The sequence below is a fragment of the Micromonospora sp. NPDC048843 genome, from assembly GCF_040649965.1.
GTDB lineage: Bacteria > Actinomycetota > Actinomycetes > Mycobacteriales > Micromonosporaceae > Micromonospora > Micromonospora hortensis.
The window spans coordinates 1-13,938 of record NZ_JBEZGJ010000186.1 but is presented as its reverse complement, the minus strand read 5'-3'; the positions used below and the strand labels follow the sequence as shown (position 1 = coordinate 13,938).

At 71.0% G+C, this 13,938-nt stretch carries 13 protein-coding genes; 6 read left to right on the top strand and 7 right to left on the bottom strand.

Annotated features, from left to right (window positions below):
- Positions 1–143: 143 nt before the first annotated feature.
- Positions 144–536 (bottom strand): YciI family protein, encoded by a 393-nt coding sequence (locus AB0C20_RS30445; protein WP_357187037.1) that lies wholly within the window; start codon positions 534–536, stop codon positions 144–146.
- A 567-nt stretch (positions 537–1,103) separates the two neighbouring features.
- Between AB0C20_RS30445 and AB0C20_RS30440 the strand changes: the two genes are divergently transcribed.
- Together AB0C20_RS30440 and AB0C20_RS30435 are read left to right on the top strand one after the other, a co-directional pair.
- Positions 1,104–1,847, top strand: coding sequence for a neutral zinc metallopeptidase (locus AB0C20_RS30440; RefSeq protein WP_357569244.1), 744 nt, complete (start codon positions 1,104–1,106; stop codon positions 1,845–1,847).
- A gap of 121 nt (positions 1,848–1,968) precedes the next feature.
- On the top strand, positions 1,969–2,625 hold the full coding sequence (locus tag AB0C20_RS30435; protein ID WP_357187035.1) for an HAD family phosphatase: 657 nt from the start codon (positions 1,969–1,971) through the stop codon (positions 2,623–2,625).
- Positions 2,626–2,674: 49 nt separating this feature from the next.
- On the opposite strand, the gene AB0C20_RS30430 is transcribed toward AB0C20_RS30435, so the two are convergent.
- The 5 genes from AB0C20_RS30430 to AB0C20_RS30410 form a co-directional block, all read right to left on the bottom strand.
- Entirely contained in the window at positions 2,675–3,052 is a 378-nt protein-coding gene (locus AB0C20_RS30430) for a carboxymuconolactone decarboxylase family protein (RefSeq protein ID WP_357569243.1), read from the bottom strand.
- Between the two features lie 157 nt (positions 3,053–3,209).
- Positions 3,210–5,765 carry an FtsX-like permease family protein gene (locus AB0C20_RS30425; RefSeq protein ID WP_357186594.1) on the bottom strand — a complete coding sequence of 852 codons (2,556 nt, stop codon included), beginning with the start codon at positions 5,763–5,765 and terminating at the stop codon, positions 3,210–3,212.
- On the bottom strand, positions 5,765–6,532 hold the full coding sequence (locus tag AB0C20_RS30420) for an ABC transporter ATP-binding protein (RefSeq protein ID WP_210781706.1): 768 nt from the start codon (positions 6,530–6,532) through the stop codon (positions 5,765–5,767). The genes AB0C20_RS30425 and AB0C20_RS30420 overlap by 1 nt, the downstream gene beginning before the upstream one ends.
- 354 nt (positions 6,533–6,886) lie before the next feature.
- Complete coding sequence (locus AB0C20_RS30415; protein WP_357186590.1) at positions 6,887–7,573, bottom strand: response regulator transcription factor; 687 nt, start codon at positions 7,571–7,573, stop codon at positions 6,887–6,889.
- Positions 7,574–7,785: 212 nt separating this feature from the next.
- Positions 7,786–8,700: a PD-(D/E)XK nuclease family protein gene (locus AB0C20_RS30410; protein WP_357186586.1), complete on the bottom strand. Its 915-nt coding sequence runs from the start codon at positions 8,698–8,700 to the stop codon at positions 7,786–7,788.
- A gap of 93 nt (positions 8,701–8,793) precedes the next feature.
- On the opposite strand from AB0C20_RS30410, the gene AB0C20_RS30405 reads away from it, so the two are divergent.
- From AB0C20_RS30405 to AB0C20_RS30395, 3 genes are read left to right on the top strand one after another with little or no spacing between them, the layout of a single operon-like run.
- Positions 8,794–9,948, top strand: a complete 1,155-nt coding sequence (locus AB0C20_RS30405) for a site-2 protease family protein (RefSeq protein ID WP_357186583.1) — start codon at positions 8,794–8,796, stop codon at positions 9,946–9,948.
- A gap of 44 nt (positions 9,949–9,992) precedes the next feature.
- On the top strand, positions 9,993–10,946 hold the full coding sequence (locus AB0C20_RS30400) for a tRNA (adenine-N1)-methyltransferase (protein ID WP_274524482.1): 954 nt from the start codon (positions 9,993–9,995) through the stop codon (positions 10,944–10,946).
- A gap of 46 nt (positions 10,947–10,992) precedes the next feature.
- Positions 10,993–11,565 carry a hypothetical protein gene (locus AB0C20_RS30395; RefSeq protein WP_091408625.1) on the top strand — a complete coding sequence of 191 codons (573 nt, stop codon included), beginning with the start codon at positions 10,993–10,995 and terminating at the stop codon, positions 11,563–11,565.
- A 47-nt stretch (positions 11,566–11,612) separates the two neighbouring features.
- On the opposite strand, the gene AB0C20_RS30390 is transcribed toward AB0C20_RS30395, so the two are convergent.
- The gene (locus tag AB0C20_RS30390; protein WP_238685979.1) at positions 11,613–11,906 is read right to left on the bottom strand and encodes a ferredoxin; all 294 of its coding nucleotides are present in this window, start codon (positions 11,904–11,906) and stop codon (positions 11,613–11,615) included.
- A 178-nt stretch (positions 11,907–12,084) separates the two neighbouring features.
- Here AB0C20_RS30390 and arc point away from each other — a divergent pair, with 178 nt between their 5' ends.
- Complete coding sequence (arc, locus tag AB0C20_RS30385) at positions 12,085–13,869, top strand: proteasome ATPase (protein WP_030332887.1); 1,785 nt, start codon at positions 12,085–12,087, stop codon at positions 13,867–13,869.
- Positions 13,870–13,938: the final 69 nt, after the last annotated feature.

Here is a 13,938-nt window from a genome sequence, read left to right as displayed (position 1 = left end):
GGCGCCGGCGTCGTGGTGGCCGCGCCCGGGCAGGGCGGTCACGTGCCGGGCGTCGGTCAGGTGCATCGGGCCGTAGCCGCCACTGGTGCTCGGTGCGCCGGCGCTCGCGCAGCAGGTCCTCGGCGGGAGTCTCCGGCACCCTGTCAGCCGGCCAGGTCCTCGACACCGTCGAGAACCGGCCGCACGTCCACGTAACCGCCGGGGGCGTCCGGGTCGACCAGGCCGGCGGCGATCTCGGTGGCCCGGTCGAAGCTGGCGCACTCCACGATGGTGTAACCGGCGAGGACCTCCTGCGTCTCCGGGTACGGGCCGTCGGTGACCACTGGTGTCCCCTCGCGCACCTGCACCCGGCGGGCGTGCACCGGCTCGCTCAGGCCCCGGGCGTCGACCAACTCGCCGGACTCGGCCAGCGCCTGGTGGAAGGTCTCCATGTGCTTGTGCATCGCCGCGATCTGCTCGGCCGACATCGCCGGCCGGTCGGAAGCCCGCCCCGACAGCACGTCGTAGTCCTGCTGCGACCCGTAGAGCAAAATCATGTACTTCACGGTTCTTCCCCTCCTCCTGCGAGGACACCACCCCGGCGCCCCCACAGGAAACGTCGAACCCAACCCCCGGTCCCGGACACCCCCTGCCCCACCCGAACCGGTGATCATGAAGTTAGCGTCACGACACGCCGAGTGGGATGACGCCAACTTCATGATCACCGAGGTTCCGGGGTGGTCGGCGGGGCCTAGGTTGGCGGGATGACTGTGGTGTGGGTGGTGGGCGGGGTCTTTGTTGTCTTGGCGGGTTTGGCGTTTGGCGTCGTGGCGCGGCGGGGGCGGATTCGTGAGGTTGGGGGCGACGACCCTCGGGCTGGGCGGGACGCTCGGGCGCGGCAGCAGCGGTACGAGGCCGAGCGGCACGGTGACCAGGGCGACACGTGGCAGCGCGGCCGGGAGTCGGGCGGGTGAGCGACCCTACTGGCCGTACGAGCGGCGCAGCCGACCCGGGACCATCGGAGGTGAACCGTTCGGCCACCTCGTGCGTGAATCGGTGATGGGCGTGGCGGTCGTATCGTCGGGGTACATCGCAGCGCGAGCACCGATGTCTGGGGAGGCACAGTGGGGGCACGGTTCGAACGCGACGCGCGGGGCCCGCTGGCGGGTCTGCTGATCGCCGCCCTGGTCTCCCTCGCCTGCGCCGGCGGTGGGCTGGCCGAGCCGGAGGCCGAACGCCCCGGGGTGAACCCGACGGCCGCGTCACCGGGCCCGAGCACCACCCGGGCCGACAGCACCACCAGCGTCGCCGAGTTCGAGCAGGACGTCGCCGACGCGCAGGCGGTCGCCGAGCGGTACTGGGCGGCCCAGTTCAAGGAATCCGGGCAGCGCTTCCGACCGATCCGGCGGATCATCCCGTACCAGCGCGACGGCGAGGTGTCCTGCGGCGGCCAGTCGTTGCCCCGCAACAACGCCGTCTACTGCTCGCAGGGCGACTTCATCGCGTACGACGTCGCCTGGTCGGTGGCGGCGTTCCGCCAGGTCGGCGACGCGTTCGTGTTCTACCTGCTCGGGCACGAGTACGCGCACGCCATCCAGGTGCGGCTCGGCATCAACTACAGCTTCACCATCCAGCAGGAGTTGCAGGCCGACTGCATGGCCGGGGCGTACCTCGGCGACTCGGTGCGCTCTCGGGCCCTGACCCTCGCCGAGGGTGACCTGGACGAGTTCCGGGAGGGGGTGGCGGCGGTCGGCGACGACCCGGACCAGCCGTGGTTCGCGGAAGGGGCGCACGGCACCGCCGAGCAGCGCACCGACATGTTCTTCAGGGGTTACGAGGGTTCCCTGAAGGAGTGCGACCTGGGCTGAGCGGGGTTGCCCGGATCACCCTGGAGCCCGTTGCCGCCACCGGCCCCGGGAGCTGCTGGCAGGATCGCCGGTGTCGGTCACGACCCTGGAGGTTCCGCTGAGCAGCCATCACCCCGCCGCTGTGCTCTTCGACATGGACGGCACGCTGGTCGACAGCGAGAAGCTGTGGGACGTCGCGTTGCAGGAACTCGCGAAGGAATACGGCGGCGAACTCTCCGTCGAGGCCCGCCAGTCGATCATCGGCACCGCCATGGCCGAGTCGATGCGCATCCTGCACGACGACCTGGGGCAGCCGGAACGGGATCCGGAGATCAGCGCGGCGTGGATCAACACCCGGATCCTGGAGCTGTTCCGCACCGGCCTGCCCTGGCGGCCGGGCGCGTTCGACCTGTTGCGCGCGGTCCGCGCGGCGGCAATCCCCACCGCGCTGGTCACCTCCAGCCCTCGGGCGCTGGTCGAGATCGCCCTGGACACCCTTGGTCGGGACAACTTCGACACTGTGGTCGCCGGTGACGAGGTGGTGGCGGCCAAGCCGCACCCCGAGCCGTACCTGACCGCCGCCCGGCTGTTGGGTGTGCCGATCGAGCGGTGCGTGGCGATCGAGGACTCACCGACCGGGGTGGCCAGCGCGCTCGCCTCGGGCGCGGCGGTCCTGGCCGTACCGGCGGAGGTGGCGTTGCCGAGCACTGTCGGCGTACACCAGGTGGAGAGCCTGACCGGCGTGGACCTGGCGCTGCTCGCGGGCCTGCTGACCGATCGGGCCGCGACGACCGGCTGACCCGCCCGGCGCGGGTCCGACGGTGCGCGGCTGTCGCGACCGGCCTCGTTCACTGGCGCTCGGCGAAGACCGCCGCGACCACCTGGTAGCTGTCGAACGCCCGCGCGGCCCCCGCGTACGCGGCCAGGTGGATGAACAGCTCGACGATCTCCTCCCTGGTCACGCCCGAGGTCAGCGCGATGCGCAGCTGCCCGCGCAGCGGCTCGTGTGTGCCGAGGGCGGCGGCGATCGCCACCGAGACCAGGCACCGGCTGCGCAGGTCCAGGCCTTCCCGGGGCCAGGCCGCGCCGAAGGTCTGCACGGTGGCGAGACGACGGAAGTCGTTTCCCACCGACGGCTCACCCTCGCCGAGCGGCAGGACCAGCGGCTGCCCGAGCAGCCGCTCGGCGTTGTCGAGTGCCCGCTCGTACGCGTCCTGATCGGTCATGTCACCGGCCCCGGTTCTCCGACCGCCCGCTCGCGGGGCGGGCCGGCGCCCTGCCGGCAGCACCAGCCTGGCAGTCGCGTACGGGTGGCCTAGGGGGAATGGGACACGCCGAGGCCCCCGTCGCGCGGATGGCGACCGGGGGCCTCGGTAGTGCCGATCAGTCGTGGGCGATGGCGCCCAGGACGTTGATCCGGGCCGCCCGGATCGCCGGGAGCACCGCGGCCACCACGCCGATGATGGCGGCGAGACCGAGGAAGACACCCATCTGCCCCCAGGGCAGGATCAGGTCGGTGATGCCCTCGTCCTTGAGGGCCTCGACCACTGCGGCGCCGAGGCCGGTGCCCACCACCACGCCGAGCAGCGCACCGAACACCGAGATCACCACCGCCTCCACGGTGATCATGCCCATGGTCTGGGACCGGCGCAGGCCGATCGCCCGCAGCAGACCCAACTCGCGGGTCCGCTCCAGCACCGACAGGGCCAGGGTGTTGATGATGCCCAGCACGGCGATCACGATGGCCAGCGCGAGCAGGATCTGGATCATCGTGAGCAGCCCGTCGAGCGAACTGGTCTGCTGCTTGATGAACGCGTCCCGGTCGGCCACCGACACCTCGGGGCTGTCCGCGAGCAACGCCTCCACCTGCGGCTGGACGTCGGACACCCGGGTGCCCGGGTCCAGTTGGATGAAGCCCTGGATGGGCTGCGGGATGGCGAAGTCCTTCGCCGCGGTCGCCGGCAGCGTCACCGGGTTGGTCAGCTGCGACGACTCGTAGATGCCGCTGATCGTGTAGGTGCGTGCCTCGCCCCGGGTCAGCTGCACGTTGACAGTGGAGCCCACCGACCAGCCACGGGACGTTGCGGTGTCCGAGCTGGCGAGCATCTGGGTCGGCCCGAGCCGGTCGATGTCACCGGCGGTCGGCTTCGCGCCGAAGATCTGCCGCAGCGACGCGATGTCGCTGCTCGCCGCGACCCAGGTGCTCTCCCCGTCGATCCGCCCCATGTCGCCGTACTCGCCGTCGACCAACCGCACGCCGGGCAGGGCCTTGGCCTGGTCCAGTACCCCCGGGTCGAAGGTCGGCGGACGCGGGCCGCCCTGCTGACCGGCGATCACCAGCTCGGCCTTGATGGTGTCCTGGGCGAGTGCGCTGATGCTGCCCTTGGCCGAGTCGAGGATGACAGTGACACCGGTGACCAGCGCGATGCCGACCATCAGCGCGGCGGCGGTGATCGCCGTACGACGCGGGTTGCGCCCCGAGTTGAGCCGGCCCAGCTTGCCCGGCACCGACCAGGAGAAGATCGCCCCGAGCAGGCTCACCACCGGCCGGCTGATCAACGGGGTCAGCAGCGCCACCCCGATGAAGGCGAACAGCACCCCACCGAGGATGGTGGCCAGGGTCTGACCCCCGGCGTTGCCGCTGAGCCCGAGGAACAGCAGCACCGCGCCGACGCCGGTGACCAGCGACCCGGCAACGGTGACCTTGGTCAACGGCCGGTCCGGGGTGGCCACGTCCTGCATGGCTGCGATCGGCGGGATCCGGGACGCCCGCAGCGCCGGCAGCAACGCCGCCACCACGGTGATCACCAGACCGACGGCGAACGAACCGATCACCGCGGCCGCCGGCACGCCGATCCCGGCCAGTGTGAGCCCACCGGCGAGCTTGCCGAACAGGAACGCCAGCAGCGCGCCCACCCCGATACCGGCGGCGAGGCCGAGCACCGACGCGATCAACCCCACCGCGATGGCCTCCAGCACCACCGAACCGATGATCTGCCGGCCGCTGGCCCCGATGGCGCGCATCAGCGCCAACTCCCGGGTCCGCTGCGCCACGATGATCGAGAAGGTGTTGAGGATCAGGAAGGTGCCCACCAGCAGCGCCACCGCGGCGAAGCCGAGCAGGATCTTGTTGAAGAACGACAGGCCCTCCTTCAGGCTCGCCGAGGCGTCCGCGGCCACCTGCTCGCCGGTCTTCACCTCGAAGTCCGCGCCCAGGGTGCGGGCCACGTCGTCGCGCAGCTTCTCGTCCGAGACCCCGCCGGCGGCCTGCACAGTGATGCTGCTGAACACGTCCGGCTCGCCCAGCATCAGCCGCTGCGCCACCGGCGTGGTGAAGAAGACCTCGTTGACCCCGCCGATCGAGTCCCGGTCACCGCTGTAACCGAAGACGCCGACCAGTGTGAAGTCCCGCTTCTTCGACTCGAACGCGGTGAGCACGCCGACCTTCTGGCCGACCTGCACCTTCGCGGCCGTGGCCAACGCCTTGTTGATGACGATCTCGTCCTCGGCCTGCGGCGCGCGCCCCTCACGCAGCTTCAGCAGCTCGCTCTCGCCGATCCAGTTCTCGCCCAACTGCGGCGGGCCGAACGACGTGACGACCTTGCCGTTGCTGCCGATCACACGTGCGCCGTCGGCGTTGACCACACCGGTCGCCGAGGCCGCCCCCGGCACCTGCTTCACCCGGTCCACCAGCGTGGCCGGCAGCGGGGCGACCGTCTGCTCGCCCTCCATCTCGTTGACCTGGACCTTCGGCTTCGCCGCGACGTTCACGTCGATTTCGGAGAAACCGTCGGCGAAGACCGAGTCGAAGGAGCGACCCAGCGTGTCGGTGAGCACGAACGCGCCGGAGACGAACATCACTCCAAGCACCACCGCCAGGCCGGACAGGATCAGCCGGACCTTACGGGCCAGCAGACTCTTCAGCGTCGCGCGGAACATCAGTTGCCCACCTCGGCCGCAGTGTCCAGCTTCTTCATGGTGTCCAGCACCGTCTCGGCGGTCGGCTCGATCAGCTCCGAGACGATCTCGCCGTCGGCGAGGAAGACCACCCGGTCGGCGTACGCGGCGGCCGTCGGGTCGTGGGTGACCATCACGATGGTCTGGCCGTGCTCCCGAACCGAGTTACGCAGGAAGTTGAGCACCTCCGCGCCGGAGCGCGAGTCCAGGTTGCCGGTCGGCTCGTCCGCGAAGATCACCTCGGGGCGGGAGACCAGCGCCCGGGCGCACGCCACCCGCTGCTGCTGCCCACCGGAGAGCTGTGCCGGCCGGTGGTCCAGCCGGTCCTTCAGACCCACCGTCTCGATCACCGTGTCGTACCAGGCCGGGTCCGGCTTGCGCCCGGCGATCGACAGCGGCAGCAGGATGTTCTCCTTGGCGGTCAGCGTCGGCAGCAGGTTGAACTGCTGGAAGATGAAGCCCACCTTGTCGCGGCGCAACTTCGTCAGCCCCGCGTCGCCCAGCCCCGTGACCGTGGTCTCACCGATCGACACCGTCCCCCGGGTCACCGAGTCCAGGCCGGCCAGGCAGTGCATCAGCGTCGACTTCCCGGAACCCGACGGGCCCATGATCGCGGTGAAGCGGCCACGTTCGAACTCCGCGCTGACCCCCCGCAGCGCGATGACCTGAGCCTCGCCGCTGCCGTACACCTTCCACACGTCGTTCGCCCGGGCCGCGGCCTGCGCCTGCTGGCCTACCGTCGCGGTCACGTCATCTACCTCTTCCGTCTGTCCGAAAATGCACGCCGCCCCCCGATGGTCCGGCGCGACTGTTCAATCATCGGTGCTGACTACGTCCGCCCCGTCCGACCCTGGGGGGACCCGGCGCGGATTTCCCGCTGCGGGTGCACCCCCATGTCGCATCAGGGTTGCCCCTGAGTCGACGCCGGCCGACCGTTTTTCCCCACGGCGGCGGGCGGCAGCACCGACACTTGCACCTGACGCCACAGGAGGGTCAACCGAACCAAGCCATCTCCGGTCACGGTAGGTGACGACGGCAACGGCAGCCGTCCCCCCACGGAGGGATCTTCGAGTACGCCGGGTGAGGTACCCGGGCCGGCGGAACTACGCCCGGGGGCGGACCAGCCCCGACTCGTACGCCAGCACCACCGCCTGCACCCGGTCGCGTAGCCGCAGCTTGGTCAGCACATGCCCGACGTGCGTCTTGATGGTGGTTTCGCTCACCGAAAGGACCGTCGCGATCTCGGCGTTGGACAGCCCTCGGGCGACCTGCACGAGCACCTCGCGCTCCCGGTCGGTGAGCGCGTTGAGCGCCGCCGACGGCGTCGCCGCCGGGTCGGGCAGCAGTTCGGCGAAGCGGTCCAGCAGTCGCCGCAGGATCCGAGGTGACACCACCGCGTCCCCGCCGGCGACAGTGCGGATCGCCGCTATCAGATCCTCGGCCGGCACGTCCTTGGCCAGGAACCCGCTGGCGCCGGCCCGCAACGCGCCCACCACGTACTCGTCCAGGTCGAAGGTGGTGAGCACCAGCACCCGTACCGGCAGCCGGGCGTCGACGATGGCCCGGGTCGCCGCCACCCCGTCCATCCGGGGCATCCGAATGTCCATCAGGACGACGTCGGGCAGCAGCCGGCGGGACAACTCCACCGCCTCCACGCCGTCACCGGCCTCCGCCACCACGTCCAGGTCGCTCTCGGCGCCCAGCACCATCCGGAACCCGGTCCGCAGCAGCGGCTGGTCGTCGGCGAGCAGGATCCGCACCGGCCGCGCCGAGGGCGCCTGATCGTTCATGTCGTCTCCCGTCCCGCCGACGTCGTGGCGCGCACCGGTCATCCTCGCGTACCGGAGCCGGTGCGTCGCGGATCACCGTAGAGGCCGGCCGGTCGCCCTGTCCCGACCGCTGCGGCACCACTGCGGTCGGGTCCTCGGCGGCGGCGGCGTGCGGCAGGCGGTCCCGGCGGCCCGCATCGCCGCGCCGGGCGTGCGCGTCGCTCAGGAAGCCGTCACTCGTCGGCGCCCGGCGCCACCGGAGTGGCCCGGGAGTCACGCAGGGGGTCGGCGTTCGCCGCGGCGACCGGGAACGGCGGCGGGGTGCCGCCGAAGCTGGGACAGAGCGCCTGGTGGCTGCACCAGTCGCAGAGCCGGCTCGGCCGGGGCCGGAAGTCCTGCCGGGCGGTGGCCTGCTCGATGGCCCGCCACAGCGCCACCACTGTGCGCTCGAAGCGGACCAGCTCGTCGGCGTCCGGGGCGTAATCCAACACCTCGGCGTCGCGCAGGTAGAGCAGCCGCAGCACCCGGGGCACCACCCCCCGGGTGCGCCACAGCACCAGGGCGTAGAACTTCAGCTGGAACAGCGCCCGCGCCTCGAACGCCTCCCGCGGAGCGCCCCCGGTCTTGTAGTCGACCACCCGCAGCGCGCCGTCCGGAGCGACGTCGAGCCGGTCGAGGTAACCCCGGATCAGCAACTCCTCGTCGACGACAGCGGAGATCAGGCTCTCGCGTTCGGCCGGCTCCAGTCGGGTCGGATCCTCCACCGCGAAGTAACCCTGCAACAGCCCGGCGGCGGAGCGGAGGAACTCCACCGGGCCGGCCGGCTCCGCGCCGTCGAAGATCCCGGCCAGCTCGGGCTGTTCGGTGACCAGCCGGTCCCATTGGGGGGCCACCAGGTCGCCGGCCGCCTCCGGCGTGCGGCCGGTGGCCGGTAGGTCGAACAGGCGCTCCAGCACCGCGTGCACCAACGTGCCCCGGGCCTGCTCGATGGTGGTGCGCTCGGGCAGCCGGTCGATGCTGCGGAACCGGTAGAGCAGCGGGCAGGTCTTGAAATCCGCCGCCCGCGACGGGGACAGCGAGGCCCGCACCGTCGGCGGCGCCTGCGCCGCGGGGGAGGGCTGGGAGGTGGTGACCGATTCCGCCGTCATGTCGGCAAAGGTTAGGGCACCGGTGTGACACCGACCGCCGCCCGCCCCACACCGCGACAGTCCGTAGCCACGACAGTCCGTAGCATCGTGGCGATGGAGCAGACAACCAGGCCGCCGCGCCGACCGGACCGACGCCTCGGCCTGAACGTCGGCAAGGTGTTCGGGGTGCCGCTGTACCTCAACGGCTCCATGGTCCTGCTCGCGGTGCTCATCGCTGTGCTGTACGGCGAATTCGCCCGCCGACAACTGGACCTGCCGCAGCTCAGCGGCTACCTGATCGGCTTCGGTTTCGTCGTGTCGCTGCTCGGCTCGGTGCTGCTGCACGAGCTGGGCCACGCCCTCACCGCCCGGCGGTACGGCATCGGTGTGCGCGGGATCACGCTGGAGCTGCTCGGCGGTTACACCGAGATGGACCGCGACGCCCCGTCGCCCCGCGTCGACCTGCTGGTCTCGTTGGCCGGCCCGGCGGTCTCCGCTGTGCTCGGCGTCCTGGCGGTCGCCGCCACGCTCGCCCTGCCCGAGGGGACCGTGGCGCACCAGCTCGCCTTCCAGCTCGCGGTCAGCAACGTCATCGTGGCGCTGTTCAACAGCCTGCCCGGGCTGCCGCTCGACGGCGGCCGGGCGCTGCGCGCCGCCGTGTGGGGGCTGACCCGCGACCGGCACCTCGGCACCGAGGTCGCCGGCTGGGCCGGCCGGGTCGTCGCCGTCGGCACCGCGGCCCTGGTCCTGCTGCTCACCGTCGAGCGGCGGCTGGCGCCGCTGGCGCTGCCGCTGATGCTGCTGGTCGCCGTCACCCTCTGGCGTGGCGCCGGGCAGTCGATCCGGGCCGCCCGGGTCAGCCGCCGGTTCCCGCTGATCGACCTCGCCCGGCTGGCCCGTCCGGTCTGGCCGGTGGCCACCGGTACGCCGCTGGCCGAGGCCCAGCGCCGACGCGCCGAGAGCGGGCAGCCCGGCGCCGCGCTGGTGGTCACCGACTCCACCGGTCGACCGGTGGCGCTTGTCGACCCGGCCGCCGCCGACGCGGTGCCGGTCGAGCGCCGACCGTGGCTGGCGGTGGACGCCGTCGCCCGGTCGCTGGGCACCCTTCCCACGTTGTCGGCCGGGTGGGACGGCGAGCGGGTGATGGAGGCCGTACAGACCTACCCGGGCGCACAGTACGTGGTGACGTCAGGCGAAGATGTCGTCGGCATTCTGCACATCGCGGACCTGGCACAGCTCCTCGAACCCAACCGGAAGATGACACCGTGACCGCAACTCCCTCCACCGTCGCCGCCGACCCCGCCAACCCGGCGCTGACACCCGTACACCGCGGGCCGTTCCGGCCCGGCGACCGGGTCCAGCTGACCGACCCCAAGGGGCGGATGCACACAGTGACGCTGGAGCCCGGCAAGGAGTTCCACACCCACCGCGGCATCCTGGCGCACGACGCGCTGATCGGGCTCCCCGACGGCAGCGTGGTGACCACCTCCGGCGGCGGCACCGCGTTCCTGGCCCTGCGACCACTCCTGTCGGACTACGTGCTGTCCATGCCGCGCGGCGCCCAGGTGATCTACCCGAAGGACTCGGCGCAGATCGTGGCGATGGGCGACATCTTCCCCGGCGCGAAGGTCCTCGAGGCCGGCGCCGGCTCCGGCGCGCTGAGCTGCTCCCTGCTGCGGGCCGTCGGCACCGAGGGCGAGCTGCACTCGTTCGAGCTGCGCGACGACTTCGCCCAGATCGCCAAGCGCAACGTCGAGGCGTTCTTCAACGGGCCGCACCCCTCGTGGAACCTGCACGTCGGCGATGTCGCGCAGTGCCAGGAGACCGGCTTCGACCGGATCATCCTGGACATGCTGACCCCCTGGGAGACCCTCGACATGGTCGAGCGGGCGCTGGTGCCCGGTGGGGTGTTCATCGGCTACGTCGCCACCACACCGCAGCTCTCCGAGCTGGTGGAGGCGCTGCGCGAGCGCGGCGGCTGGACCGAGCCGCGGGCCTGGGAGTCCCTGGTGCGCGACTGGCACGCCGAGGGCCTCGCCGTCCGTCCGGACCACCGGATGATCGCGCACACCGCCTTCCTGGTGTCCGCGCGCAAGCTGGCCCCGGGCGTCACCGCTCCGCCGCGTCGGCGCAAGCCCAGCAAGGGCACCGAGGCGTACGCGCAGCGCCGTCAGGACCTGCGCGAGGCGGAGGCGGCCCGACAGGCCGCCGCCGCGCAGGCGGCAGGCGCGCAACCCAACGGTGCGGGGGAGATGGACAGGCCGTGACCAACGAGCTGGGTGTCGGCAGCGCCGAGCAGGGGGAGACGCTGGCATGAGCCGACCGGGCTACGGCGGTGGAGACCTCCCCGCGGTCTTTCCCGACTGGTCGCCCTACCAGGACCTGGAGTCGGCGGCGCGGGCCTACCTGCGCGACCCGGACGTCGCCCTGGAGGCGCTCGGCGGCGTGCTGCGCGGCGCGTCGGTGCTCGGCTTCACCTTGGAACGCTTCGTCAACGAGGTCAACGGGGTGTGGCAGGAGGTGGTGGTCTGCGACGGCAGCCGGCTCATCCTCTGGCACGGCGAGGACGTGCCGCCGGAGGAGGGCCCGCCGGGCTCGATGACCTCGTCGCTGCGGGTGGTGCCGGTCTCCACAGTCACCGAGGTGGGCTGCCGGCGGCGACTCAACCGTGCCGAGAGCGGCGAGATCCGGGTCGACAGCATCGACGTCTACCTGCTGCTCACCTCGTTGGACGAGGCGCCGCCGAGCGAGGAGATGGCCGGCACACCCCGGCACGACGCGTTGCGCTTCGGCAAGACCCTCGACGACGGCGGGGCCGGGCAGATCGCCCGGTTGGAGGAGTTCGCGCGGTTGGTCGCCTCGGTGGTCGGCCGTCCGATGCTCTGAGGCGTGCCCGTTCTGACCGGCCGGGCCTTCGCGGCCCGGCCGGTGGGTCAGTCTTCCTCGGCGTCCGGGCCGGCGACCTCGACGCCGTCGCCACGCACCACGTGGATGCAGTCGCCCGGGCACTCCTTCGCGGAGTCGATCACCTCGAGTCGCAGGTGCGCGGGGACGTCGACCCGGCTGCCCGGCGCCATCTTCAGCTCACCGTCGACGCCCTTGACGTAGGCCAGGCCGTCGATGTCGAACTCGAACACCTCCGGCGCGTACTGCACGCAGAGCCCGTCGCCCGTGCAGAGGTCCTGGTCGACCCAGACCTGCAATTCGTCGGTCGCGACCTCGGCCACCTGTGCACCCCCCATGTTCTCCCGTGCCACGCTCCGACGGTACCCGAACGCCGGTAACGGCCCGTCAGGCCACCCTTGGCGATCAAGGTTCGGTGACGAGGGTGTTGCGTGGGACCGAATCGGCCTCATAGCGGCTAGTGTTAGGGCAGAACGTTCAAGCCCCCCGGGGAGGTGGGACGTGGCAGCACGTAGCGACGACGCGGACTCGCGCGCCGCACGGTGGGAGAAGGAAGCCCACGATCTCTCCACGCAGGTCGCGTTCCTGCAAGAGGAACTCGCCCTGGTGCGGCGCAAGTTGACCGAAAGCCCCCGACACGTCCGGCAGCTCGAAGAGCGGCTGGCGGCCACCCAGGCACAGTTGGCGCGGCTGACCGAGAACAACGACCGGCTGGTGAGCACCCTCAAGGAAGCTCGCACGCAGATCGTGACGCTCAAGGAGGAGATCGACCGGCTCGCGCAACCGCCGAGCGGTTACGGAGTCTTCCTGGCCAAGCACGAGGACGGCACGGTGGACGTCTTCACCGGTGGCCGCAAACTGCGGGTCGCGGTCTCACCCTCGCTCGACGTGGGTGACCTGCGGCGTGGCCAGGAGGTCCTGCTCAACGACGCGCTCAACATCGTCGACGCGTTCGGTTACGAGCGGGTTGGCGAAGTGGTGATGCTCAAGGAGATCCTGGAGGGACCGAACGGCGGGCCGGGCGACCGGGCGCTGGTGGTCTCCCACTCCGACGAGGAGCGCATCGTGCACCTCGCCGAGACGCTCATCGGCTCGGCGATCCGGGCCGGCGACTCGCTCATGATCGAGCCCCGCTCGGCGTACGCGTACGAGCGGATCCCGAAGAGCGAGGTCGAGGAGCTGGTCCTGGAGGAGGTGCCCGACGTCGACTACGGCGACATCGGTGGCCTCCAGTCGCAGATCGAGCAGATCCGCGACGCGGTGGAGTTGCCGTTCCTGCACGCGGACCTGTTCCGTGAGCACCAGCTCCGGCCGCCCAAGGGCATCCTGCTCTACGGCCCACCCGGCTGCGGCAAGACGCTCATCGCCAAGGCGGTGGCCAACTCGCTGGCCAAGAAGATCGCCGAGCGGCAGGGCAAGGAGAAGCACACCAGCTTCTTCCTCAACATCAAGGGCCCGGAGCTGCTCAACAAGTACGTCGGTGAGACCGAGCGGCACATCCGGCTGATCTTCCAGCGCGCCCGGGAGAAGGCCGGCGAGGGCACGCCGGTGATCGTGTTCTTCGACGAGATGGACTCGATCTTCCGGACCCGCGGCTCCGGTGTCTCCTCCGACGTGGAGAACACCATCGTCCCGCAGCTGCTCAGCGAGATCGACGGCGTGGAGGGGCTGGAGAACGTCATCGTCATCGGCGCCTCCAACCGGGAAGACATGATCGACCCGGCGATCCTGCGCCCCGGTCGCCTCGACGTGAAGATCAAGATCGAGCGACCGGACGCCGAGGCGGCCAAGGACATCTTCTCCAAGTACATCCTCTCCGGGCTGCCCCTGCACCCGGACGACCTGGCCGAACACGGCACCGACCCCCAGGCCACCGTCGCGGCGATGATCGACGCCGTGGTGCTGCGGATGTACTCGGAAACCGAGGAGAACCGATTCCTCGAGGTCACCTACGCCAACGGTGACAAGGAAGTCCTCTACTTCAAGGACTTCAACTCCGGCGCGATGATCCAGAACATCGTCGACCGGAGCAAGAAGATGGCCATCAAGGAGTTCCTCACCTCGGGGCGCAAGGGGCTGCGCCTGCAGCACCTGCTCGACGCCTGCGTCGACGAGTTCCGCGAGAACGAAGACCTCCCCAACACCACCAACCCCGACGACTGGGCGCGCATCTCCGGCAAGAAGGGCGAGCGGATCGTCTACATCCGCACGCTCGTCTCCGGCGGCAAGGGCGCCGAGGCCGGCCGGTCCATCGAGACCGCCAGCAACACCGGCCAGTACCTCTGACCGCAACAGCGAGGGTCGCCCAGCAGCCGGACACGACCTACACGCTTACCGATCTGGGCAGCGGTGTCT